We start from the raw sequence: 23,130 nt of genomic DNA on the forward strand, positions 1-23,130 counted from the left end.
GGTCCGGCCGTACGTCGTGTCCGCGCACGCCGCTGAGGCAGCAACTTCGGGGAAACTGTCGCCTCAGCGAGCGTGGAGGCGACAGTTTCCCCGAAGTTGCACCTGGGGCCGGGCACCCGCGCGGGCGTCAGCGGGGGACGACCTGCTCGGCGGCCCACTCGCGCCAGGTGACCAGGTGGTCGGCGGCGGTGGCGAGCTGGTCGGCGACCGGGCCCGGGCCGGTGGAGCCGGGGGTGATCCGGGCGGCGAGGGCGGAACGGACCGAGAGGACGTCGCGTACGGTCGGGTCGAGGTGTTCGCTGACCGTGGCGAGGTCGTCGTCGGAGACCTCGTCGAGGGCACAGTCCCGGGCCGCGCAGAGCGCCACCAGCTTGCCGGTGATCTCGTGGGCGTCACGGAACGGCACGCCCTTGCGGACCAGCCAGTCGGCCACCTCGGTGGCCAGGGAGAAGCCCACCGGCGCGGCGGCGACCAGGCGGTCGACGCGTACCGTCATCGTGGAGATCATCCCGGCGAGCGCCGGCAGCAGCAGCTCCAGGGTGTCGACCGCGTCGAAGGCCGGCTCCTTGTCCTCCTGCATGTCCCGGTCGTACGTCATCGGCAGGCCCTTGAGCATGGTCAGCACGGCGACCAGCCCGCCGACGAGCCGACCGGACTTGCCCCGGGCCAGCTCGGCGATGTCCGCGTTCTTCTTCTGCGGCATGATCGACGAGCCGGTGGCGAAGGCGTCGTCCAGCTCCACCCAGCCGAACTCCTGCGAGGTCCAGAGCACCACCTCCTCGCCGAGGCGGGACAGGTGCACCCCGATCATCGCGGTGACGAAGAGGAACTCGGCGACGAAGTCCCGGTCGGCGACCGCGTCCATCGAGTTGGCGAAGGAGGTCCGGAAGCCCAGCTCCTTCGAGACCGCCACCGGGTCCAGCGGCAGCCCCGAACCGGCCAGCGCACCCGCGCCGAGCGGGCTGACCGCGGCCCGGTGATCCCAGTCGCGCAGCCGCTCCAGATCCCGCAACAGCGGGTGCACGTGGGCCAGCAGCCAGTGGCCGAAGGTCACCGGCTGGGCGTGTTGCAGGTGGGTCATGCCCGGGGCGGCGGTGTCCACGTGTCGCCCGGCCTGCTCGACCAGCGCCTCGGCCAGCTCCACCAGCCGCGCGGCCACGCCCCGGGCGTGGTCCCGCAGGTAGAGCCGCAGGTCGGTGGCGACCTGGTCGTTGCGGGACCGGCCGGCGCGGAGCTTGCCGCCGAGGCTGCCGAGCCGCTCCAGCAGCCCGCGCTCCAGGGCGGTGTGCACGTCCTCGTCGTCGACCGTCGGGCGGAACGCCCCCGAGGCGCAGGCCGCCTCCAGGTCGTCGAGGGCGGCGAGGATGCGGCCCAGTTCCTCCGGGTCCAGCAGGCCGGCGCCGGCCAGCACGCGGGCGTGCGCCCGCGATCCGGCGATGTCGTACGGGGCCAGCCGCCAGTCGAACTGCACGCTCACCGACAGCCGCGCGAGGGCCTCCGACGGGCCACCGGCGAACCGACCTCCCCACAGGCTCGTCCGGTTGGCCGCTGCACTGTTCTCGGTCAGGCTCTTGTCGTCCACCCGGTCAATTGTGGTCCCCACGATCAGCGACCCCCCAACCGGGCACCCACGTCCGGTGCGATCTGGGTCATGGCGTACCGCTCCCTTCGGCGCTGTCGTCACGGCGAGCCCAGCCGGCGAGCCGTTCGCCGAGGGCCGCCCCGCCGTCGGCGTCACGCGCCACGACGAAGATGGTGTCGTCGCCGGCGATGGTGCCGACGACCTCTGCCAGGCCCGCCCGGTCCAACGCGCTGGCCAGGTAGTGGGCCGCTCCCGGCGGGGTACGCAGGACCGCGATGTTGCCGCTGGAGTCGACCTCGTTGAGCAGTTCACGCAGCAGCCGCACGAGACGCGCCGGTGCCGCCTCGGCGTCGCGCAGCGGACGGTGACCGTCCTCCGGGATGACGTAGACGGCCCGGCCGTCACCGCCGCGCGCGGTGACCGCGCCGAGTTCCTTCAGGTCGCGGGAGAGGGTCGCCTGGGTGACCTGGACGCCCTCGTCGCCCAGCAGCTCGGCCAGCTCGGTCTGCGACCGGATCGCCCGGTCGCGGATCAGCTCGACGATGCGGGCGTGCCGGGCGCCACGGGTCAGCGGTGCGGTCATGTTCTCTCCTCGAGCAGGAACGTCAGCAGCGCCTTCTGGGCGTGCAGCCGATTCTCCGCCTGGTCGAAGACGGCGCTGCGCGGGCCGTCGAGCACCTCGTCGGTGATCTCCTCACCGCGGTGCGCCGGCAGACAGTGCAGCACGATGGCCTCCGGCGCGGCGTGCCCCAGCAGTGCCTTGTTGACCTGGTACGGCAGGAACGGAGTGTTGCGGTCCAGCCCGTCGCTCTCCTGCCCCATCGAGGTCCAGGTGTCGGTGGCGACCACGTCGGCGTCCCGGACGGCGGCCACCGGATCGGTGAGCACCCGGACCGAACCGCCGGTGCCGGCGGCGATCGTCCCCGCCCGAGCCACCACGTCGGCGTCGGGTTGGAAACCGTCCGGGCCGGCGACCCGCACGTGCATCCCGGCGGTCGCGCCGGCCAGCAGGTAGGAGTGCGACATGTTGTTCGCCGCGTCGCCGACGTAGGCCAGCGTCCGCCCCGCGGTGCCGCCGCACCACTCCCGTACGGTCAGCAGGTCGGCGAGCAGCTGGCACGGGTGGAACCCGTCGGTCAGCGCGTTGACCACCGGCACCGAGGCACCGGCGGCCACCTCGGCGATCCGGTCGTCGCCGTGGGTACGCAACACGATCGCGGCCACGTAGCGGGACAGCACCCGGCCGGCGTCGGCGAGCGTCTCGCCCCGACCGAAGTGGGTCACCTGGGTGTCCACCACCAGGGGGTGGCCGCCGAGTTCCGCGATGCCGGCGTCGAAGGAGATCCGGGTCCGCAGGCTCTGCTTGTCGAAGAGCACCGCCACCGAACGCGGACCGGCCAGCGGCGTGAACGCGAACCGGTCGGTCTTCATCCGGGCGGCCAGGTCGAGCACGGCGGACTGCTCGGCCGGAGACAGGTCGTCGTCACGCAGGAAATGCCGGGTCATGCGGGAGCCTCCGTCGGCGTGGGAGCGGCGGTCGGGACCGTGGCCGGCCCCAGGACGACTTCGTCCACGCCGGCCGCCGACGCGCCGAGGGCGGCGGGCAGCGCCGCCAGGAACGCGTCGGCCTGCTCGGCGGTGAGGATCAGCGGCGGGGCCAGCCGGATCACGTCGGGCTGGATCGGGTTGACCAGGAAGCCGGCCTCGCGCAGCGCCCCGGCGAGAGCGGCGGACACCGGTGCGGTCAGGGTGACGCCAAGCAGCAGCCCTGCGCCGCGGACGTCGCCCACCAGCGGGTGAGCGAGCGACTCGATCCCCCGACGCAGCCGCTCGCCGATCCGCTTGACGTGGTCGAGCAGCCCCTCGCTGGCGATGGTGGAGATCACCGCCAACGCGGCGGCGCAACTGACCGGGTTGCCGCCGAAGGTGCTGCCGTGCGAGCCGGGACCGAGCAGGTCGGCGGCCGGGCCGAAGGCGAGGGTGGCGCCGATGGGCAGCCCGCCACCGAGCCCCTTGGCCAGGGTCACCACGTCCGGTTCGATGCCGTCGGCCTGGTGGGCGAACCAGTGCCCGGTCCGGCCGACGCCGGTCTGCACCTCGTCGAGCACGAGCAGGGCACCGTGCCGGGAGGTGATCCGCCGGGCCTCGGCGAGGTAACCGGCGGGCGGCACGACCACACCGTTCTCGCCCTGGATCGGTTCCAGGACGACCATGGCGGTGGCGTCGGTCACCGCCGCGGCCAGGGCGGCGACGTCACCGTACGGGACGTGGGTGACCTCGCCCGGCAACGGACGGAACGGATCGGCCTTGGCCGGCTGACCGGTCAACGCGAGGGCGCCCATGGTGCGGCCGTGGAAGCCGCCGACCGTGGCCACCACGTGGGTGCGGCCGGTGCACCGGGAGAGCTTGAACGCCGCCTCGTTGGCCTCGGCTCCGGAGTTGGCGAAGAAGACCCGCCCCGGTCGACCCGCCAGCGCCAGCAGCAGCTCGGCCAGGGCCACCGGCGGTTCGGAGACGTACAGGTTGGACACGTGGCCGAGCGTGGCGACCTGCTTCGACACGGCCGCCACCACCGCCGGGTGGGCGTGGCCGAGGGAGTTCACGGCGATGCCGCCGAGCAGGTCGACGTACTCCCGGCCGGCCTCGTCGACCACGACGGTGCCGGAACCGGAAACCAGCGCCAGCGACGGCGTGCCGTAGTTGTCCATCATCGTCTGCCGCCACCGGCCGACCAGCGCGCTCATGAGGAAACCACCATCGTTCCGAAGCCCTCCGAGGTGAACACTTCCAGCAGGGTGGAATGAGCGACCCGGCCGTCCACGACGTGCGCGGCCGGCACTCCCCCACGGACGGCCCGCAGGCACGCCTCCATCTTCGGCACCATGCCCGACTCCAACGACGGCAGCAGCTTCGCCAGATCGTCGGTGCTGATCTCGCTGACCAGGCTGGACCGGTCCGGCCACTTGGCGTAGAGGCCGGGCACGTCGGTGAGCACGACCAGCTTGCGGGCCCGCAGGGCGACCGCGAGCGCGGCGGCGGCGGTGTCGGCGTTCAGGTTGTGCAGCACCCCGTCCGCATCCGGCGCCACCGTCGAGATCACCGGGATCCGGCCGGCCGCGATCAGGTCGTCCACCGCCGAGACGTCGACCGACTCGACGTCGCCGACCTGGCCGACGTCGACCGGCTGCCCGTCGACGTACGCGGGCCGCCGCACCGCCGTGAACAGCCCGGCGTCCTCGCCGGAGAGGCCGACCGCGAACGGACCGTGGGCGTTGATCAACCCGACCAGTTCCCGGCCCACCTGGCCGACCAGCACCATCCGGACCACGTCCATCGCCTCCGGAGTGGTCACCCGAAGGCCGCCCCGGAACTCGCTGTCGATGCCCAGCCGGCCGAGCATGGCCGAGATCTGCGGCCCGCCGCCGTGCACCACCACCGGCTTGAGCCCGACGTAGCGCAGGAACACCATGTCGGCCGCGAAGGCACGCTGCAACTCCGGGTCGACCATGGCGTTGCCGCCGTACTTGATCACGACCGTGGAGCCGGAGAAGCGGGCCAGCCAGGGCAGCGCCTCGATCAGCGTGGCGGCCTTGGCCTGGGCCCGGGTGAGATCCGTGTTCAGGTTCACCGACCCACCTCGACCGCGTCGTCGTTGACCACCAGCGTCACGCCCGGTACGCCGCCGGCCTTGAGCCCGGCGGTCACGGCGTGGTCCCCCACACGGACAGGCCGGTGGTCTCGGGCAGGCCGAACATCAGGTTGGCGTTCTGCACCGCCTGACCCGCGGCGCCCTTGCCGAGGTTGTCCAGGGCGGCGACCACGATCAGCCGGCCGGAGTCGACGTCGACGCCGGCCTGCAGGTGGCAGGAGTTGCCGCCGAGGGTGGCCGCGGTGTGCGGCCATCGCCCTTCGGGCAGCAGGTGCACGAACGGTGCGTCCGCGTACGCCTCGGCCAGCACCGCGCGCGGGTCGACCTCGCCGTTCGGCAGCGCGGTGACCGTGGCCAGGATGCCGCGCGGCATCGGCGCCAGCACCGGGGTGAACGACAAACCGGTCGCCCCGGTGGCCTGCTTGATCTCGGGCACGTGCTGATGTGCGCCGACCTTGTACGGCGACAGGTCACCCATCACCTCGCTGGCCAGCAGGTGCGCCTTGGCGGCCCGTCCCGCGCCCGACGTACCGGACGCGGCGACGACCACCACGTCGTCGGGTCGGGCGGCACCGGCGGCGATCAGCGGGGCCAGGGCGAGCGTGATCGTCGCCGCGTAGCAACCGGTGTTGGCGACCCGGTCGGCCGCGGCGATCCGCTGACGCTGGCCGGGCAGCTCGGGCAGGCCGTAGGTCCACGCGCCCGCGTGCGGGCCGCCGTAGTAGCGGGTCCAGGCGGCGGCGTCGACGAGCCGGTGATCGGCACCGAGGTCGACGATCCGGACGCCGGTGGGCAGCCGGGCCGCGAGGGCGGCGGACTCGCCGTGCGGCAGGGCGAGGAAGACGAGATCGGACTCGGCCAGCACCTCCGGCGTGGTCTCGCCGAGGGTCACGTCCAGGCCGGTCAGCTGGGGATGGACGACGTGGAGGGGTTGCCCGGCCTGGCTGTGCGCGGTGGCGGCGACCAGGTCGAACTCGGGGTGCCCGGCGAGCAGGCGGAGCAGCTCGCCCCCGGCGTAGCCGCTCGCCCCGGCCACCGCGACCCGAATTCCCATACCTACCTCCGCATGACTATGCAGCGAAGGCTAGCAGTATGCCGACGATTCTCGCAAGGTCATGCATCCGATTGCATGGCGATAACAGGCGGCGGCGCGATCGGTCGACCACGGCACCGGCCCGCGTCGCGGCGGGCGGCGCGGGCCGGATGAATGGACGTGGGGCGTCAGAGACGGCCCTCGGCGACCGCCCGGGTCACCCAGGGGATGACCTCGTCGAGCATCTCGTCCAGCGACGTGGTGGCGGTGAAGCCGAGCACCTCGCGGGCCTTGGTGGTGTCCGGCACGCGTTTGCGCACGTCGTACTGGAAGGGTTCGTCGCTGACGTGCCGGAACGGCACGTCCGGGCCCTTGATCTTGCGCCAGATCAGCTCGGCCAGTTCCAGCACGGTGGTCGACTCGGCGGTGGAGAGGTTGAAGTCCTCGTTCCGTGCCGCCGGGTGCTCGATGGCGAGCGCGATGCCCCGGGCCAGGTCCCCGCCGTAGGTGTAGTGCCGCACCTGGTCACCCTCGCCGAGGATGTGCAGCGGATCCTGCCCCTTGACGATCTTCTGCACCAGGTCCGGCACCACGTGCGACATGGCCAGCTTGACGTTGCCGGAGAGCACCTCGGCCTGGCCCAGCGCGCGCCCCTCCCCCACGCCGACGCAGTTGAACGGCCGCACGATCGTGTAGGGCAGTCCGTACTGGTCCCAGGCCGCCCGGGCGTAGTACTCGACGGCCAGCTTCTGGAAGCCGTACGAGGACAGCGGCGGCGGGATGCGCCGCTCGTCGCCCTCCCGGCTGGGCCAGTGCTCGGTGGACTCGAACACCATCGAGGAGGAGAGGTAGGTGACCTTGGTCAGGCGACCGTCGCGGTGCGCCCGGATCGCCGCGTCGCAGGTCGCCGCCATGATCCGCTCGTTGGTGGCGAGCAGGTCGTAGGCGTACGCGTGGAAGTAGGAGATCCCGCCGATCATCGCGGCCCCGGCGACCAGGTGGTCGCAGCCGTCGAGCAGCTCGGTCAGCAGATCGGTGTCGCGGGCGTCGCCCTCGACGAACCGGAACCGGGGGTTCCCCTCGTGGCTCTGGTTGACCCGGCCGTACTTCGAGAAGTTGTCGACGCCGACCACCTCATGGCCACGGTCGAGCAGCTCCGCGACCAGGTAGCCGCCGATGAAACCGGCCGAACCAGTTACCAGGACCTTCGCCACGTACGCTCCTATGCCGTCTTCTCGTACTCGGTGCCGCGCGGCCTCGGCGCCGCCACCGTCCGGACCCGGGCGGTCAGTTTCTCCCGGCTCAACCGTCGACCGTAGGCGAACAGGTACCACCGGAGGTAGCCGGGGAGGAAGCGACCCAGGTCGAAGTGGGACTCACCGAGCGGCCGGTCCAACCAGATGGTCGGGATCTCGGCCACCGGCAGGCGCAGCCGGGTCGCCTTCGCGGTCAGTTCCAGCCCGATCTCGAAACCGGTCCGCGACTCGATACCGACCTCGCGGACGAACGCCGTGTCGTACGCCTTGAAGCTGTTCGTGGCGTCCCGGGTGCCCGCCCGCGCGAGGGTGTAGAGGCTGCGTCCCGCCCAGCGGGACAACATCCGCTTCAGCCTCGGCCCGCCGACCTGCTGACCGCCCGGCATGTACCGGGAGGCCGCGGCGACCACCACCCCCCGGTCCACCAACCGGGCCAGCTCGTCGATCTGCCGGGGATCGTCGCACCCGTCGGCCATCGTCACCACGGCGACCGGCGCCCGCGCCGCGTCGATGCCGAACCGGATCGCGTTGGCCGGACCCCGGCCGTAGGTGTTGAGCACCGCCCGCACCCGCGGGTCGGTACGCGCGATCCGCTCCACGTACGGGACCGTGGTGTCCTCCGGGATGTCGTGCACGACGAGCACCTCGGCGGGGAGCAGCATCTCCCGCAGCATCCGCTCCAGGCAGCGGACGATCGCCTCGCCCTCGTTGTAGACCGGCACGATCACCGAGACCCGGGGGTTCACACCCGCACCCCCTGCCCGGTCAGGCCCCACATGTCGATCACCGGCTTGTCGGTGTCGAGGCGCGCGTACTGTTCGTGCGGCGCGGCGATGACCAGCAGGTCGGACCGGCGAAGCACCTCGTCCAGGTCGACGAAGCGCTCGTCGGCCACGTACGGGTCGGTGCACAGCGTCTCCCGCGTCTTCAACGCCAGGATCTTGCGTAGCTTGTACGCCAGGCTCTCCCGGGGATCGTCGCTGCCGCCCTTGAAGGCCATGCCGAGGATGCCCACCGTCGAGGCGGCCAGATCGAACCGATCCTCCAGCCGCGACACCAGGTACAGCGGCAGCCCTTCGTTGATCAGCATCGCGGAGTGGCCGAGGACGAAGTTGTTCCGGTTGAACGCGGCCAGTTGCATAGTGTCCTTGAACAGGCACGGTCCGGCCGCGAACCCGGGCATCGGCAGATCCGCCGCGCGTGGGTAGTCGTAGGCCACCGCGTGCCGGATCCGGGCGAAATCCAGCCCGAAGTCGTTGGCCATCATCCAGAACTGGTTGGCCGTGGCGAACTTGATGTACCGCCAGGTGTTGGTGAACAGCTTGGCCAGCTCCGCCTCCTCCGGCGCCAGCGGAACGATCCGGTCGGTCAGGTGCCGGAACAGCTTCTCGGCCCGCAGCAGCGCCTCCGGCGTGCGCGCGGCGACGATCTGCGGCAGCGTGAACAGCTCCGTCATCGCGTGCCCCTCGGCGATGCGCTCCGGGCAGAAGGCGACGTCCGCGTGCACCCCCTTGCCGACCAGCAGCTTCTCGGTCAACGCGGTCACGCCGGGGTAGACGGTGCTGCGCAGCACGATCAACTGCCCGTCGCGCAGGTGCTCGGCGCAGCGCTCCAGCGCGCGGGGCACGGCACCGAGGTCCGGGTTGAGGTGCTCGTCGACCGGCGTGCCCACCACGACGACCAGATGCTCCGAGGTCCCGACCGCGGCGGCGTCGGTGGTGGCGCGCAGCCGACCCGAGCTGACCGCCTCCGCCAGGGGCTCGGCGGCACCGGGCTCGGCGAACGGCAGCTCGGCGGCGTTGACGGTGGCGACGGCGTCGGCGTTGATGTCGTACAGCACGACGGAGAGCCCGCGGGCGGCGAAGGCGATGCCCAGTGGCAGGCCCACCCGGCCGCAACCACCGACTACGCAGACGTCGACCGAGGCGGGTGGATCATCGGACATGAGGGGGACTCCCGTGGGGGTGGCGGGGTGTGACGGCACTCGGAATCCAAGCAGGCTAACCGCTCGGAGATGACTCGCGGGTAACCAAACAGCCATCGGTGTTGACCTTTCGGCCAACCCGTCACCAAGCGCATCATCACCATCACCGATGGCAATCAGCCGCTCTACTCCGCCACGACGTTAAGAAGGGGCCCCTTCTCTACGCGAGGCGTTAAGAAGGGGCCCTTCCTTACCGTCAGGCGCCGCGCAGGGTGGCGCCGAAACGTTCGGCGACCCGGGCCACCGCGGCGTCGCGGGCGGCCACCGCCTCCTCGACCGTCAGCGTCCGGTCCGGCGCGCGGAAGGTGAGCTTGTAGGCCAGCGACTTGCGTCCGGCGCCGAGCTGCTCCGAGGCGTACACGTCGAAGAGACGGACCGACTCCAGCAGCTCACCGGCGCCCTCGGCGAGGGCCTGCCGGACCGCCTCGGCGGGCACCTGACCGTCGACCACCAGCGCCACGTCGATCAGCGCCGGTGGGTAGCCGGAGACGGCGGGCGCGGGCGCGACCGGCGGGGCCGGCAGGGCGTCCAGGTCCAGCTCCATGGCGCAGGTACGCCGGGGCAGCTCCAGCGTCGCCACGACCGCCGGGTGCAGCTCACCGGCGTGCCCGACGACCGCCCCGTCGACCAGCAGCTCCGCGCAGCGGCCCGGATGCCAGGGGGCGTACTCGGTGGCGCGTACCTCGATCCGCTGCTGCGGAACCCCGGCGGCGGCGAGCACCGCGCGGCCCGCCTCGACGGCGTCGGCCCAGCCCGCCGGCCGTCCGCCGCCCCACCAGCCGGCCGGCTCGATGTCGCCGGTCAACACGACGGCGACGTGCCGGGGCTGGTGCGGGACCACCGCGTCGGCGGCAGCGAATTCCGCGTCGGTGGGACGTCGGTCCACGCCCATCGCCGGCGGGCTGCCCGCTCCCGGCCGTGGGTGGAAGACCGTGCCGATCTCGTAGAGGGACAGGTCCCGCAGGCCACGGCCGAGGTTGCGCCGAACGATGCCGAGCAGCGGCCCGAGCAGCGTGGTGCGCAGCAGCGGCTCCTCCTCCGACAGCGGGTTGGCCACCCGCACCGCCCGGCGGCGCGGGTCGTCGGCGGGCAGGCCGAGCTGGTCGGCCAGGCCGGCGGAGACGAACGGGTGGGCCAGCACCTCGACGTGGCCGCGCTCGGCCAGCGACCGGGACACGGCGCGGTTGCGCCGCTGCTGCCAGGTCAGGCCCCGGCCGGGCGGCGCGGTCGGCAACACCGACGGCACCTTCTCGTACCCGTCGAGACGGACCACCTCCTCGACCAGGTCCGCCGGATCGGTCAGGTCGGGCCGCCAGGTCGGCGGGGTCACGCTGAGCGCCTCGACGCCCCCGGCGGCGACTCCCACCGAACCCGGTTCCTCGGCCAGCCGGTCAGCGCCCTGGGCTACGGTGCAGCCGACCTGCTCCAGCAGGGCGACCACCCGAGCCGGTGGGTACGCCACGCCGACGCGCCGGCTCGGCAGGTCGACCGGCAGCGTGACCGGAGTGCGCGGCCGGACGTGGTCGATGTCCAGCACCTCGGCGCCGACGGTGCCGCCGCCGTGCTCGGTCAGCAGCCGCACCGCCCGCTCCAAAGCGACCAGCGGCAGCGCCGGGTCCACCCCCCGCTCCCAGCGCTTCGCGGCCTCGCTGAACAGCTTGTGCCGGCGGGCGGTGCGCCCGACCATCACCGGGTCCCAGTGCGCGGCCTCGAAGAGCACGTTGACGGTGCCCGGCACGACCTCGCTGGTCTCGCCGCCCATCACGGCGGCGAGCGAGATCGGGACGCCGGCACCGTCGCCGGCGAGCGGGTTGGGCAGCCCGGCGTCGCAGATGACCATGTCCTCCGGCGCGAGCGCCCGGGTCACCCCGTCGAGCGTGGTCAGCTTCTCCCCCGGCTCGGCGCGCCGGACCACCAGCGGCCCGGCGATCCGGTCGGCGTCGAAGGCGTGCATCGGCTGGCCGAGTTCGAGCATCACGTAGTTGGTGATGTCGACGGGCAGCGAGATGCTCCGGATGCCGGCGACGGTCAGCCGCTGCCGCATCCACCCCGGCGTCGGTGCCGCCGGGTCGACGCCGCGCACCATCCGGGCCGCGAACCGGTCACAGCCGACCGTGTCGCGCACCTGCACCGGGTACGCCGGCTCGGCCGTGCCGGCCGGGGCGGGTACCAGGCCCGGGTCGGCGAAGCCGACCCCGAGGGCGTACGCCAGCTCGCGGGCCAGTCCGCGCACCGACATCTGGTAACCCCGGTCCGGGGTGACCTCCACCTCGACCACGATGTCGTCGAGACCGACGACGGGCCGGGCGTCGTCGCCGGGCTTGGCCGGGGTGTCCGCCGGCAGCACCACGATCCCGGAATGGTCGTCGCCGAGGCCCAGCTCCTGGGCCGAGCAGATCATGCCGTTGGAGTTTCGCCCGTACGTCTTGCGCGCACCGATGGCGAAGCCACCGGGCAGCACCCCGCCGGGCAGGATCACCACCACCCGGTCACCCGGGGCGAAGTTGCGGGCACCGCAGACGATCTCCTGCGGCTCGCCGGTGCCGTTGGCGGCACCGACGTCCACCCGGCAGAACCGGATCGGCTTCTTGAAGCCGGTCAGCTCCTCGATCTCCAGTACCTCGCCGACCACCAGCTGCCCGGTGACCGTGCCGGACAGGTCCACGATGGACTCGACCTCGACACCGAGGTCGACCAGGGCCCGCTCCAGGTCACCGGCGGGCAGGTCGGCCGGGAGATCGACGTACTCCCGCAGCCAACTGAGAGAAACTCGCATGACTTGTAACCACCGTCTCCGTAACTCGCGCCCGCACTAAGCCCCGTGCCCGAACGCCCGGGTGAACCGGACGTCGCCCTCGACCAGGTCCCGCATGTCCCCCACCCCGTGCCGGAACATCACGGTGCGGTCGATGCCCATGCCGAAGGCGAACCCGGAGTAGACCTCCGGGTCGATGCCGCAGGCCCGCAGCACCCGCGGGTTGACCATGCCGCAGCCGCCCCACTCGACCCACTGTGGGCCCTTGCGGTGCTCCGGGAACCACACGTCGAACTCGGCCGACGGCTCGGTGAACGGGAAGTAGTGCGGCCGGAACCGGGTCTTCGCGCCCTCGCCGAACATCGCCCGGGCGAAGTGGTCGAGGGTGCCGCGCAGGTGGGCCATGGTGATGCCCTTGTCCACCACCAGACCCTCCACCTGGTAGAAGACCGGGGAGTGGGTGGCGTCCAACTCGTCGGTGCGGTAGACCCGGCCGGGAACGACCACGTAGATCGGCGGGGTACGGGTCAGCATGGTGCGCGCCTGCACCGGCGAGGTGTGGGTACGCAGCACCAGACCGGAGCCCTCCGGTGCGATGTGGAAGGTGTCCATCAGCCCGCGGGCCGGGTGGTCGGCGGGGATGTTCAGCGCGTCGAAGTTGGTCCACTCCAACTCGACCTCGGGCCCCTCGGCCACCTCGTAGCCCATGCCGATGAAGAGGTCGCTGATCTGCTCCATCAGGACCGTGATCGGGTGCCGGGAGCCGCGCGGGTGCCGGTCGTACGGCAACGTCACGTCGACCCGCTCGGCGACCAGGACCCGCTCGGCCTGTTCCCGTTCCAGCACCTCGGCTCGGGCGGCGTACGCCTGCTCGATGCTGCGGCGGGCCTCGTTGACCCGCTTGCCGGCGTCGGCCTTGGCGGCCGGCGGCAGCGCGCCGATCTCGCGGCGGGCCAGCGAGACCGGGGCCCGGTCACCGAGGTGCGCCGGGCGCAGCGCGGCCAGCGCGTCGGGGTCACCGGCGGTGACGAACGCCTTCTCGGCCTCGGTCACGGCCTCGGCCAGGGCGGCCGGGTCGAGCAGGGCGACCTGCTTCGGGTCGTACGGATCGTTGCGGTAAGTCATGGCGTACGGGCACTCCCTCACGACGGCGCCGGCCCTCACGGGCGGCTAGGCGAGTCTACGGACGCGCGGCTGTGCCGCAGCCCGCCGGTGGGAGTCGTGTGGAGAGCAGGTCAGGCCCGCCGCCCGCCGACACCGGCGGGCTGGCTAAACGAACGCCGTGGTGCGTTCACCATCGGGGCCGCATCTCCTTCGTCGTGCGCGCGTGACCCGGGGTCAGCGCTGTGCTCTCGCTGAAGCGTACAGGCAGACGGCCGCCGCCGCCGCCAGGTTGAGGCTCTCGGCCCGCCCGTGCAGCGGCACCCGGACCCGGGCGTCGGCGGCCTCGGCCAGGTCGGCCGGCAGGCCGTGCGCCTCGGAGCCGAAGAGCCAGGCGGTGGGTGCGGCCAGCCGGCCGGCGTCGGCCAGCGCGTCCAGGTCCTGCTCGCCGTGGCCGGTGGCCGCGAGGACGGTCAGCCCGGCTTCCCGCGTCGCGGTGAGCGTGGCGGCCGGGTCGCGTTCGCGGACCACGTCGACGTGGAACAGGCTGCCCGCCGAGGAGCGCACGCACTTGCCGTTGTACGGGTCGACGGCGTCACCGGCGAAGATCACCGTGGTGGCGCCGGCCGCGTCGGCAGTACGCAGCACCGTGCCGGCGTTGCCCGGGTCGCGGATCCCGGCGAGCACCGCGACCAGCCTCGGGCGACCGGCCAGCGCCGTCTCCAGCGGCACGTCGAGGTGCCGGCACACGGCGACCAGCCCCTGCGGGGCCACGGTCTCGGCGAGGGCCGCGAGGGCGTCGTCGGTCACCTCGGAGACGGGTACGTCGTCGCTGGCGGCGGCCGCCGCGAGGTCGGCGTACCGGTCGAGGGCGGTGGGGGTGCCGAACAGCTCCAGCACGGTGCGGGGGCGGCCCAGGGCCTCCCGGACCGCCTGCGGCCCTTCGGCCAGGAACCGTCCGGTGGCGTCGCGTTCGCGGCGGCGCTGAAGTCGGCGCGCGGCCACCACCCGAGGCGTACGCGGTGTGAAGAGCATGATGGTCTCACCACACGCGCGAGGCGCCCCCCGTCGCCGAGGGACGCCTCGCTGCGCTGTGTGGGACTCAGGCGGCCTGGGCCGGCGCGCCGCCGGTGCCCTCGGCCTGCACCGCTGCCCGGGCCAGTTCGACGATCGCCGCGAACGCGGCGGCGTCGTTGACGGCCAGGTCGGCGAGGATCTTGCGGTCGACCTCGATGCCGGCCAGGCGCAGGCCCTGGATCAGCCGGTTGTAGGTCATCCCGTTGGCGCGGGCACCAGCGTTGATCCGCTGGATCCAGAGCTGCCGGAAGTCGCCCTTGCGGTCGCGACGGTCCCGGTAGGCGTACTGCATCGAGTGCAGCACCTGCTCCTTGGCCTTGCGGTACAGCCGGGAGCGCTGACCGCGGTATCCGCTCGCGGTCTCCAGCAGGGTACGGCGCTTCTTCTGGGCGTTCACAGCCCGCTTGACGCGTGCCATCTCAACTCCTTCTTGAACTCAGGTGGCGCGCGTCAGCGGCCGAGCAGCTTCTTGATGCGCTTGACGTCAGCCTTGGCCACCTCGACCACGCCCGTCAGTCGGCGGGTGCGGGTGGAGGGCTTCTTCTCCAGGTTGTGGCGCAGACCGGCCTGCTGCTTCATGATCTTGCCCTTACCGGTCACGCGGACCCGCTTGCCCGTCCCCGTGTGGCTCTTCATCTTCGGCATGTGGAACGTCTTCTCCCCTGTTACTGACCGCTGGTGTCGGCGGTCGTGCCGGTCTCGCCGGCTGCTGCGCTCTCACTGGTCCCCGTGGATTCGGCGGCCGCCGGGGCGGGCTCCTCCGCGGTCCGCTCCCGGGGGCCACCGCCGCGGGACGCCGTGGCGGCGACCGCGGAGGCCTTCACGGCCCGGTGCGGAGCGAGAACCATGATCATGTTTCGGCCGTCCTGTTTCGGAGCGGACTCGACGTATCCCAGTTCCGTGATCTCGGACTCGAGCCGGCGCAGGAGCCGGTAGCCCAGCTCCGGGCGGCTCTGCTCGCGACCGCGGAACATGATCGTCACCTTGACCTTGTCGCCCGCCTTGAGGAACCGCACCACGTGACCCTTCTTGGTCTCGTAGTCGTGCGGATCGATCTTCGGCCGGAGCTTCATCTCCTTGATGACGGTCTGCTGCTGGTTACGCCGCGCTTCGCGCGCCTTCAGTGCGCTCTCGTACTTGAACTTGCCGAAGTCCATGAGCTTGCACACCGGCGGGCGCGCCATCGGCGCAACCTCGACCAGGTCCAGATCGACGTCCGCGGCCAGCTGAAGGGCGCGCTCCAGCGGGACGATGCCCACCTGCTCACCCTCGGGGCCGACCAGTCGGACCTCACGTGCCCGGATCTGCTCGTTCACGCGTGGTTCGACGCTGATGGGGCCTCCTCGAGTCGGATCTTCATACGTGGCCGACCCCGCGGCTCCCGGTGGGAACCGGCCCGGAAAGTAGAAGGCCCCGGCGTATGCCAGGGCCCGCTCGACCGGTCGGCACGATCACAGGATCGCGCATCCGGGACCGGGACGGCCCGGAACCGGTGACCGGACCCGGACGCCACAGGCGGCGACTCGGGTGGGAGCAGGCGCTCCGCTTTCATGGCAGCCCGCTGAACGGGCAGCCTGGTCGACTTGACAACAGTACACCCTCGGTAACTGGCACCCCAAACCGACCTACCCTGCCCGCCGCCGCACGTCGGGCGGTTGCCCAGGTTCGCGCGCTGTCGAGCTGAGTCGTCGACGCCGTCACCCGGGACACCGACCTGGCGATCCGTCGACGCCCTCAGCTCGACAGGACCGGCAACAGGGAAGCGACCGCCACGACGACGATCTGCCACCTGCTCGACGGGCCGGCGGGCCGCCGCCGGGGACGGATCAGCGAGCGGCGCGCTCGGTGACGGCGGTCAGGTGCGCCTGGTGCAGGCGGCGCAGTGCCCGGACGCCGTCGACGGCGAGCTGCTTGTCGGCGGCCTGGAGGGCGACCACCGGCAGCAGGTCGTCGTCGTACAGCTCCAGGGCCGCCCACGGGGCGCCCCGGTCGAACCGGACTCCCCGGACGACCTCCCAGGGCAGCTCGTACGAGCCGATGATGTTGCGGACCCGCACGCCCCGCGCGTCCGCCTCGACCCGAGGTCGGGTGAACAGCAGGGTGCCGAGGGCGAACAGGACCCCGAGCCCGATCATGGCGAACTGGTCACCGCGCTGGAAGGTGCCGTAGCCGTTGCCGGTCGGACCGCTCAGCGTGGTCGCGATCGCCGTGAACAGCACCACCAGCACGACCGCCGAGCCCCAGCAGACCAGCCGGATCCGCCGGGGCCGCACCCGGACCACGTCGGTGCCCTCCGTTGGGCCGGCACTGCGCTGCGCCTCGTCCCGCCGCTCGCTCATCGCACCAGTCTGCCATCCACGTCCGGTGGCCGCTCCGGTGCCACACGGGTCTGCGATGCCACACGGGTCTCCGGTTCCCGCGCGCCCCCGGCCGTCGAGGTGCCGATGACCGGGGAGGTAGCGCTCCCGGCCGGAGCGGACCCGCCAGCCGCAGCAGCCCCGACGGCCGGAGCCGGTCCGGCGACCGGAGCGGACCCGGCGGCCGGGGTCGCGCGGCGGCCGTAGCCGGCCACCAGCACAGCGAGCAGGGTGAGCAGCGCGCCGGCCAGCACCGGCAGCCGGGCACCGGGCCCGTCCGGCATCAGCACGTCCAGCAGCAGGGCACCTCCCAGCTGCCCGCCGACCAGGGCCAGCCCGGTACGCAACACCCCTGCCGCACGCACCCCCACGACCAGGCTGGCCACGATGCCGACGCCGAGCAGGCCGCCGAGATAGAGGTGCCAGCCCGCCGGCCAGACGACCGGCGGCCCGGTGAACGCGCCGGCCAGCGCCGCGACGAGCAGCACCACCGGCGTACCCACCAGGAAGTTCACCGCGACCCCGGCGGCGGCCGAGCTGGCGGCGGAGATCCGGCCGTTGAGCGCAGCCTGCAACGCGACCGCCACCCCGCCGGCCACCGAGAGCAGGAGCACGCCGACGGCGAGGTCACCAACCGGCCGCCCGGCCTGGGCGAGCGCCACCGCGGCCACCCCGAGCAGGGCACCGGCGACCCGGGGCACGGTGAGCGGCAGCCGGCCCACCGCGGCGAGTCCGGCCCGGTCCGTCGCCAGGCCGCCCAGGCTGCCCCCGGCGACCTGGGCGATGGTGAAGACCGCCACCCCGAGCACCGGAACCGCGTACGCGGCGAGCACGACGATGGCCGCCCCACCGAGCCCGCCCAGGTACGACCACCACGGCAGGCGGGACCGCCGCAGCGCCGCCAGCCCGGTCCGCATCGACGGCAGCACCAGGAGCCCGACCAGGACCAGCAGGGTGCCGCCGAGGTTGTTGACGACCGCGCCGAGGGTGGCGTTGCCGACCCGCTGCCCCAGTTCGGCGTTGACCGCACCCTGGGCCGCGGAGGCGACCCCGCCGAGGGCGACCAGCGTGAGTGCGACCGCGGCCGGCGGCCGTCTCACAGCCGGCAGGCGTGGATGTTGGTGACCAGGATCGCCCGGGCGCCGAGTTCGTAGAGTTCGTCCATGATCCGGTGCACGTCGTCGCGGAGCACCATCGCCTGCACCGCCACCCAGCCCTCGCGGTGCAGCGGGGAGACCGTCGGCGACTCGATGCCCGGGGTGAGCGAGCTGGCCCGGTCCAGCAGTCCGGCCGGCACGTCGTAGGCGAGCATCACGTAGCGGCGGGCCACCAGCACCCCGTGCAGGCGGCGCAGCAGCTGCTCGGCCTGCGGGTGGGCGGCCGCGCCGGCCCGGCGCACCAGCACCGCCGAGGAGAGCAGCAGCGGCTCACCGAAGACCACCAGCCCGGCCTGGCGCAGGGTGGCGCCGGTCTCGACCACGTCGGCGACCACGTCGGCGACACCCAGCCGGATGGCGTTCTCCACCGCCCCGTCGAGGCGGATCACGTCGGCCTTGACGCCCAGCTCGGCGAGGTGCCGCTCGACCAGTCCCGGGTACGCGGTGGCGATCCGGTGCCCGCCCAGCTCCCGTACGTCGTCGACGTCGTCCGGCCGGGCGGCGAACCGGAAGGTGGCCCGGCCGAAGTTCAGGTCGACCACCTCCTCGGCCGGCGCACCGGAGTCGATCAGCAGGTCGCGGCCGGTGATGCCGACGTCCAGGTCACCGGAGCCGACATAGGTGGCGATGTCCTTCGGTCGCAGGTAGAAGAATTCGATGTCGTTGCCCTGGTCCCGGCAGACCAGGTCCTTGCTGTCGGTGCGCTGGCGGTAGCCCGCCTCACGCAGCATCTGGGCGGCCGACTCGGCCAGGGCGCCCTTGTTGGGTACGGCGACACGCAGCATGACGGAGTGCTCCTTCGATCGGTTCGGGTCGACGGTGGGGGCACTCACAGATGTCGGTAGACGTCCTTGAGGTCGAGACCGCTGGCGAGCATCAGCACCTGGACCTGGTAGAGCAGCTGGGAGATCTCCTCGGCCGTGCGCTCGGGCCCCTCGTGCTCGGCGGCCATCCACGACTCGGCCGCCTCCTCGACGACCTTCTTGCCGATGAAGTGCACGCCCTTCTCCAGTGCGGCGACCGTGCCCGAGCCGGGGGTGCCGGCCGCGGCCTTGGCCTGCAGCTCCGCGAACAACTCCTCGAACGTCTTCACGGAGACGGATTCTCGCAGTCGCCCTCGGTCGTCGCGAGCACCGGGTCGGCGGTGACCGGTGGGCGGGACCGACATTCCCTACCGGTGCGGTGGGACACCTCTTCGATCCTCGCCGATGTTGGTCGTACGCTGTCGGCCATGGTCACCACCCCACGCAACCTCACGCTCGTCACCGCCACGGCGGTCCTTCTCGCGGCGACCGCCTGCTCCCCGCAGGCCACGCCCGCCCCCATGCCGACCGGGTCGACGGCGTGCACCAAGGACAGCCTGCCCACCCGCACGCCGGGCAAGCTCACCATCGCCACCGACGAACCCGCCTACCAGCCGTGGTTCGTCGACGACAAGCCCGACAACGGCGAGGGCTTCGAGTCCGCCGTGGCCTACGCGGTCGCCGAGCGGCTCGGTTACGCGCGCGACGACGTCACCTGGACACGGGTGCGCTTCGAGGCCGCCATCGCGCCCGGGCCGAAGGAGTTCGACTTCGACATCAACCAGTTCTCCATCACCGAGGAGCGCAAGCAGGCGGTCGACTTCTCCGCCCCGTACTACCTCGTCCGCCAGAGCGTGATCGCGCTGAAATCCTCCAAGATCACCGGCCGGACCGCGCTGGCGGACCTGCGCGACGCCCGGCTCGGCGCCCAGGTGGGCACCACCAGCTACCAGGCGATCACCGACGTGGTGAAGCCGAAGACCGAGCCGCGGGTCTACAACAGCAACGACGACGCCAAGAAGGCCCTCCAGAACGGGCAGATCGACGGGCTGGTGGTGGACCTGCCGACCGCGTTCTACATCACCGGCGCGGAGATCGACGACGCGGTGATCGTCGGGCAGTTGCCCCAGGTGGGCTCTCCGGAGGCGTTCGGGTTGCTGCTGGACAAGGACTCGCCGCTCACCGGCTGCGTCAGCGCGACGGTCGGGCAGCTCGCCTCCGAAGGGGTGCTCGCGAAGTTGGAGCAGCAGTGGCTCGCCCAGGTCGCGGGAGCGCCCGAACTCACGTGAGCACAGCCCTGCACCAGCCCTCGCCCGCGCAGCGGGCGAGGGCCGCGTACCGACGCCGGCAGACCGTGCTCAGCGTGCTGGTGGCCGCCGCCTCCACGGCGGCGGTCGGCACGCTGCTGGCGGTCGCGGTGACCGGGGCACCCGGCTGGGACCGGGTACGCCAGACGTTCCTGGACCCGCAGATCGCCCGGGACGCGCTGCCCCGGGTGCTGACCGGACTCTGGCTCAACGTCCGGCTGCTGGTCTGCTGCGCGATCGGGGCCCTGCTGTTTGGGCTGGTGATCGCGGTGCTGCGGACGCTGCGCGGGCCGGTCTTCTTCCCGGTCCGCGCCCTCGCCGCCGGCTACACGTACACCTTCCGGGGTCTGCCGCTGATCATCGTGCTCTACCTGTTCGCCTTCGGGGTGCCGGGGCTGCGCCTTCAAGGCACGCCGTCGGTGCTGGTGCTGGGCGGGCTGGCCCTGATCCTCACCTACGCCGGCTACCTCGCCGAGGTGTTCCGCGCCGGGATCGAGTCGGTGCACCCGAGTCAGTTCGCGGCGGCCCGGTCGTTGGGGCTCACCTACCGACAGGCCATGCGACACGTGGTGCTGCCGCAGGCCGTACGTCGGGTGGCGCCGCCGCTGCTCAACGACGTGGTGGCGTTGCAGAAGGACGTCGGGCTGATCTCGCTGGCCGGGCCGATCGACGCGGTACGGGCGGCGCAGCTCGCCAGCTCCCAGACCTTCAACTACACGCCGTACATCGTGGCCGGGGTGCTCTTCGTCCTGCTCGCGATCCCGCTGATCGCCGTCACCGACCAGGTGACGCTGCGGGCGGCCCGACGCCAGTCCGGAGGATGACATGGACGTGCTGCGCTGCCGCGGCCTGCGCAAGGAGTTCGGCGACCAGGTCGTCCTCGACGGGCTCGACCTGACCGTGGCCGAGCATCAGGTGGTGGCGCTGATCGGGGTGTCCGGGTCCGGCAAGTCGACCCTGCTGCGCTGCGTCAACCTGCTGGAGGAGCTGCACGACGGCACCATCGAACTGGACGGCGAGGAGATCTCCGCCCCGGGCGTCGACCCGGACCGGGTACGTCGCCGCATCGGGATGGTCTTCCAGTCGTACAACCTCTTTCCGCACCTGAGCGTGCTGGACAACATCACCCTCGCGCCACGCCGGGTGCACCGGCGGTCCCGGGCCGAGGCCGAGGCCCGCGCCCGGGAACTGCTGGACCGGGTGGGGCTGGCGGCGAAGGCGGAGGCGTATCCGGACCGGCTCTCCGGCGGCCAGCAGCAACGGGTCGCGATCGTCCGGGCGCTGGCCAACTCGCCCCGGCTGCTGCTGCTCGACGAGGTCACCTCGGCGCTGGACCCGGAGCTGGTCGGCGAGGTGCTGACCATGATCCGCGATCTCAAGGCGGAGGGGATGACCATGGTCCTGGCCACCCACGAGATGAGTTTCGCCCGCGACGTGGCCGACCAGGTCTGCTTTCTCGACGGCGGGCGGGTGGTCGAGGTCGGGCCGCCGGAGCAGGTGTTCGGCGCGCCGACCCGGCCGCGTACCCGCCAGTTCCTGGCCCGGATCATCGAGGCCGGCCGCCTCTGACGGCTGGCCTGCGCCGGCTGCCGGTGGTCAGTAGCCGACGGTGAACCGCTGCCGGACGAAGGTGCCTCGCTCGATCGCGTCGATCACCGCGGAGGCGAAGTCGCCGACGGTGATCCGGCTCGTCTGGTGCGCGTCGACGAGGGGGGTGTCGCGCGCCTCGGCACGGTAGGTGCCGGTCCGCGCGCCGGGCACCAGGTGCACCGGCGGTGGGCTCACGTAGGACCATTCGAGGTCCCGGCCGTCGCGGCGCAGGATGTCCAGCGCGTCGGCCTGGTCGAGGGCGGTCATCCGGTACTGGGCGGGGAACTCGGGCGCGTCCACGAACCGCCGCCCGTCGGGATCCAGCAGGCTGCCGCCCCCGCCGACGAAGACCAGTCTGCCGACCTCGGCCTCGATGAGTGCCGAGGCGGCTTTGGACACCAGGTGGTCGGTGCCCTTGACCGACACCACCACGGCCTGGTGGCCGGCGACGGCCGAACGGACCTGTGCGGGGTCGCGCACGTCGAGGTCCGCGCTGGACAGCGCGGTGACCCGGTGGCCGCGGGCAGTGGCCTCGGCGGCCACGGCGCTGCCCAGGTTGCCGGTGGCGCCGATGACGGCGACCCGGATGGAAAGGCTCGCCAAGAAACTGTCGATGAGCGGGGCGAGTTCGGGCAACGTGTCTTCGAGTGCGAAATGCCCGGTGTCCCATACGTGCACCGCGGCGCGCGGCAGGTCGCGCAGGTACGCGTACGCGCCCGGCTCGGGGAAGAAGGGGTCGTTGCGTCCCCACACGACGAGGGTGCGCGGCTGGTGTTCGCGCAGCCATGCCTGCCAGGCGGGATACCGCTCGACGTTGCTGGCGTAGTCACGGGCCAACGCCAGCTGCGCCGCGCGGCGGCCGGGCAGGTCGAGGAAGTGCTGATCCATGGTCCAGCCGTCGGGGGCGACAAGCGAAACGTCGGTAACGCCTTCCTCGTACTGACCGCGCGTGGTCGGCAGCGAGAACAGGTCCTCGGTCGGGTTCGGGATCAGCCGCCGGGCCAGATCGGAGAGGCCCTCGTCGTAGGCGTTGGCGTTCTGCACGATCAGGCCGGCGATCCACTCCGGGTGCCTGGTCGCCAGGCGGAAGCCGACGGGACCGCCGTAGTCGAAGGCGTACAGCACGAAGCGCGCCAGCCCGAGGCGCTGAACGAAGCCTTCGATTACGTCCGCGAGCCGCTCGAAGGTGTACGTGAAGTCGCTCGGCGTCTCGGTGTGCCCGAAGCCCGGGTAGTCGGGGGCGATCAGCCGGTGCCGGTCGCCGAGGGCGTCCATCAACCGCCGGTACTGGTGCGAGCTTGACGGAAAGCCGTGCAGCAGCAACACCGGCAGCCCGTCGAGAGGTCCGGTCTCACGGTAGAAGACCCGCACGTCTTCGACGTCGACGAAGCCGTGCCGTACCTGGGGAACACCCATCTCACATGCCTTTCTAGGCCGGGTTTCCATTAGGTATAGCCCAGGAATCTCTAATGCGTCAAG

23 protein-coding genes are annotated in these 23,130 nt (G+C 72.2%); 3 read left to right on the forward strand and 20 right to left on the reverse strand.

Annotated features, from left to right (window positions below; translation table 11 throughout):
- Positions 1 to 127: 127 nt before the first annotated feature.
- From argH to SM447_RS07175, 19 genes are all read right to left on the reverse strand, one after another.
- Positions 128 to 1,591, reverse strand: a complete 1,464-nt coding sequence (gene argH, locus SM447_RS07085) for an argininosuccinate lyase (RefSeq protein WP_474572354.1) — start codon at positions 1,589 to 1,591, stop codon at positions 128 to 130.
- Positions 1,592 to 1,649: 58 nt separating this feature from the next.
- Positions 1,650 to 2,165: an arginine repressor gene (locus SM447_RS07090; RefSeq protein WP_474571936.1), complete on the reverse strand. Its 516-nt coding sequence runs from the start codon at positions 2,163 to 2,165 to the stop codon at positions 1,650 to 1,652.
- Complete coding sequence (gene argF, locus SM447_RS07095; protein WP_474571937.1) at positions 2,162 to 3,088, reverse strand: ornithine carbamoyltransferase; 927 nt, start codon at positions 3,086 to 3,088, stop codon at positions 2,162 to 2,164. The genes SM447_RS07090 and argF overlap by 4 nt, the downstream gene beginning before the upstream one ends.
- Positions 3,085 to 4,326 (reverse strand): acetylornithine transaminase, encoded by a 1,242-nt coding sequence (locus tag SM447_RS07100; RefSeq protein ID WP_474571938.1) that lies wholly within the window; start codon positions 4,324 to 4,326, stop codon positions 3,085 to 3,087. The genes argF and SM447_RS07100 overlap by 4 nt, the downstream gene beginning before the upstream one ends.
- On the reverse strand, positions 4,323 to 5,210 hold the full coding sequence (gene argB / locus SM447_RS07105) for an acetylglutamate kinase (RefSeq protein WP_474571939.1): 888 nt from the start codon (positions 5,208 to 5,210) through the stop codon (positions 4,323 to 4,325). Before argB ends, SM447_RS07100 begins: the two co-directional genes overlap by 4 nt.
- 73 nt (positions 5,211 to 5,283) lie before the next feature.
- On the reverse strand, positions 5,284 to 6,285 hold the full coding sequence (argC, locus tag SM447_RS07110; protein ID WP_474571940.1) for an N-acetyl-gamma-glutamyl-phosphate reductase: 1,002 nt from the start codon (positions 6,283 to 6,285) through the stop codon (positions 5,284 to 5,286).
- Positions 6,286 to 6,452: 167 nt separating this feature from the next.
- Positions 6,453 to 7,478 (reverse strand): NAD-dependent epimerase/dehydratase family protein, encoded by a 1,026-nt coding sequence (locus tag SM447_RS07115; RefSeq protein ID WP_474571941.1) that lies wholly within the window; start codon positions 7,476 to 7,478, stop codon positions 6,453 to 6,455.
- An 8-nt stretch (positions 7,479 to 7,486) separates the two neighbouring features.
- On the reverse strand, positions 7,487 to 8,266 hold the full coding sequence (locus tag SM447_RS07120; protein ID WP_474571942.1) for a glycosyltransferase family 2 protein: 780 nt from the start codon (positions 8,264 to 8,266) through the stop codon (positions 7,487 to 7,489).
- On the reverse strand, positions 8,263 to 9,465 hold the full coding sequence (locus SM447_RS07125) for a nucleotide sugar dehydrogenase (RefSeq protein WP_474571943.1): 1,203 nt from the start codon (positions 9,463 to 9,465) through the stop codon (positions 8,263 to 8,265). Before SM447_RS07125 ends, SM447_RS07120 begins: the two co-directional genes overlap by 4 nt.
- Positions 9,466 to 9,700: 235 nt before the next feature.
- Positions 9,701 to 12,280 (reverse strand): phenylalanine--tRNA ligase subunit beta, encoded by a 2,580-nt coding sequence (gene pheT, locus SM447_RS07130; protein ID WP_474571944.1) that lies wholly within the window; start codon positions 12,278 to 12,280, stop codon positions 9,701 to 9,703.
- A 36-nt stretch (positions 12,281 to 12,316) separates the two neighbouring features.
- A complete protein-coding gene (gene pheS, locus SM447_RS07135) occupies positions 12,317 to 13,384 on the reverse strand; it encodes a phenylalanine--tRNA ligase subunit alpha (protein ID WP_474571945.1) in 1,068 nt (355 codons plus the stop codon).
- A 213-nt stretch (positions 13,385 to 13,597) separates the two neighbouring features.
- A complete protein-coding gene (locus tag SM447_RS07140; protein WP_474571946.1) occupies positions 13,598 to 14,395 on the reverse strand; it encodes a TrmH family RNA methyltransferase in 798 nt (265 codons plus the stop codon).
- 67 nt (positions 14,396 to 14,462) lie between these two features.
- The gene (gene rplT / locus SM447_RS07145) at positions 14,463 to 14,855 is read right to left on the reverse strand and encodes a 50S ribosomal protein L20 (RefSeq protein ID WP_093404272.1); all 393 of its coding nucleotides are present in this window, start codon (positions 14,853 to 14,855) and stop codon (positions 14,463 to 14,465) included.
- Positions 14,856 to 14,887: 32 nt separating this feature from the next.
- Positions 14,888 to 15,082 (reverse strand): 50S ribosomal protein L35, encoded by a 195-nt coding sequence (rpmI, locus tag SM447_RS07150; protein ID WP_474571947.1) that lies wholly within the window; start codon positions 15,080 to 15,082, stop codon positions 14,888 to 14,890.
- 20 nt (positions 15,083 to 15,102) lie between these two features.
- Complete coding sequence (infC, locus tag SM447_RS07155) at positions 15,103 to 15,753, reverse strand: translation initiation factor IF-3 (protein WP_474571948.1); 651 nt, start codon at positions 15,751 to 15,753, stop codon at positions 15,103 to 15,105.
- A gap of 510 nt (positions 15,754 to 16,263) precedes the next feature.
- On the reverse strand, positions 16,264 to 16,776 hold the full coding sequence (locus SM447_RS07160) for a PH domain-containing protein (RefSeq protein WP_474571949.1): 513 nt from the start codon (positions 16,774 to 16,776) through the stop codon (positions 16,264 to 16,266).
- A complete protein-coding gene (locus SM447_RS07165; protein WP_474571950.1) occupies positions 16,773 to 17,894 on the reverse strand; it encodes a DMT family transporter in 1,122 nt (373 codons plus the stop codon). Before SM447_RS07165 ends, SM447_RS07160 begins: the two co-directional genes overlap by 4 nt.
- Positions 17,891 to 18,736 carry an ATP phosphoribosyltransferase gene (gene hisG / locus SM447_RS07170; RefSeq protein ID WP_474571951.1) on the reverse strand — a complete coding sequence of 282 codons (846 nt, stop codon included), beginning with the start codon at positions 18,734 to 18,736 and terminating at the stop codon, positions 17,891 to 17,893. The genes SM447_RS07165 and hisG overlap by 4 nt, the downstream gene beginning before the upstream one ends.
- 44 nt (positions 18,737 to 18,780) lie before the next feature.
- Positions 18,781 to 19,044 (reverse strand): phosphoribosyl-ATP diphosphatase, encoded by a 264-nt coding sequence (locus SM447_RS07175; RefSeq protein ID WP_088947482.1) that lies wholly within the window; start codon positions 19,042 to 19,044, stop codon positions 18,781 to 18,783.
- A gap of 138 nt (positions 19,045 to 19,182) precedes the next feature.
- Between SM447_RS07175 and SM447_RS07180 the strand changes: the two genes are divergently transcribed.
- From SM447_RS07180 to SM447_RS07190, 3 genes are read left to right on the forward strand one after another with little or no spacing between them, the layout of a single operon-like run.
- Positions 19,183 to 20,043, forward strand: coding sequence for an ABC transporter substrate-binding protein (locus SM447_RS07180; RefSeq protein ID WP_474571952.1), 861 nt, complete (start codon positions 19,183 to 19,185; stop codon positions 20,041 to 20,043).
- Positions 20,040 to 20,885: an amino acid ABC transporter permease gene (locus tag SM447_RS07185; protein WP_474571953.1), complete on the forward strand. Its 846-nt coding sequence runs from the start codon at positions 20,040 to 20,042 to the stop codon at positions 20,883 to 20,885. Before SM447_RS07180 ends, SM447_RS07185 begins: the two co-directional genes overlap by 4 nt.
- A 1-nt stretch (position 20,886) precedes the next feature.
- Positions 20,887 to 21,630 carry an amino acid ABC transporter ATP-binding protein gene (locus SM447_RS07190; protein WP_474571954.1) on the forward strand — a complete coding sequence of 248 codons (744 nt, stop codon included), beginning with the start codon at positions 20,887 to 20,889 and terminating at the stop codon, positions 21,628 to 21,630.
- Between the two features lie 27 nt (positions 21,631 to 21,657).
- Here the strand turns inward: SM447_RS07190 and SM447_RS07195 are convergent, their stop codons facing one another.
- A complete protein-coding gene (locus SM447_RS07195) occupies positions 21,658 to 23,067 on the reverse strand; it encodes an alpha/beta fold hydrolase (RefSeq protein ID WP_474571955.1) in 1,410 nt (469 codons plus the stop codon).
- Between the last annotated feature and the right edge of the window lie 63 nt (positions 23,068 to 23,130).

Source organism: Micromonospora aridisoli (assembly GCF_056150025.1).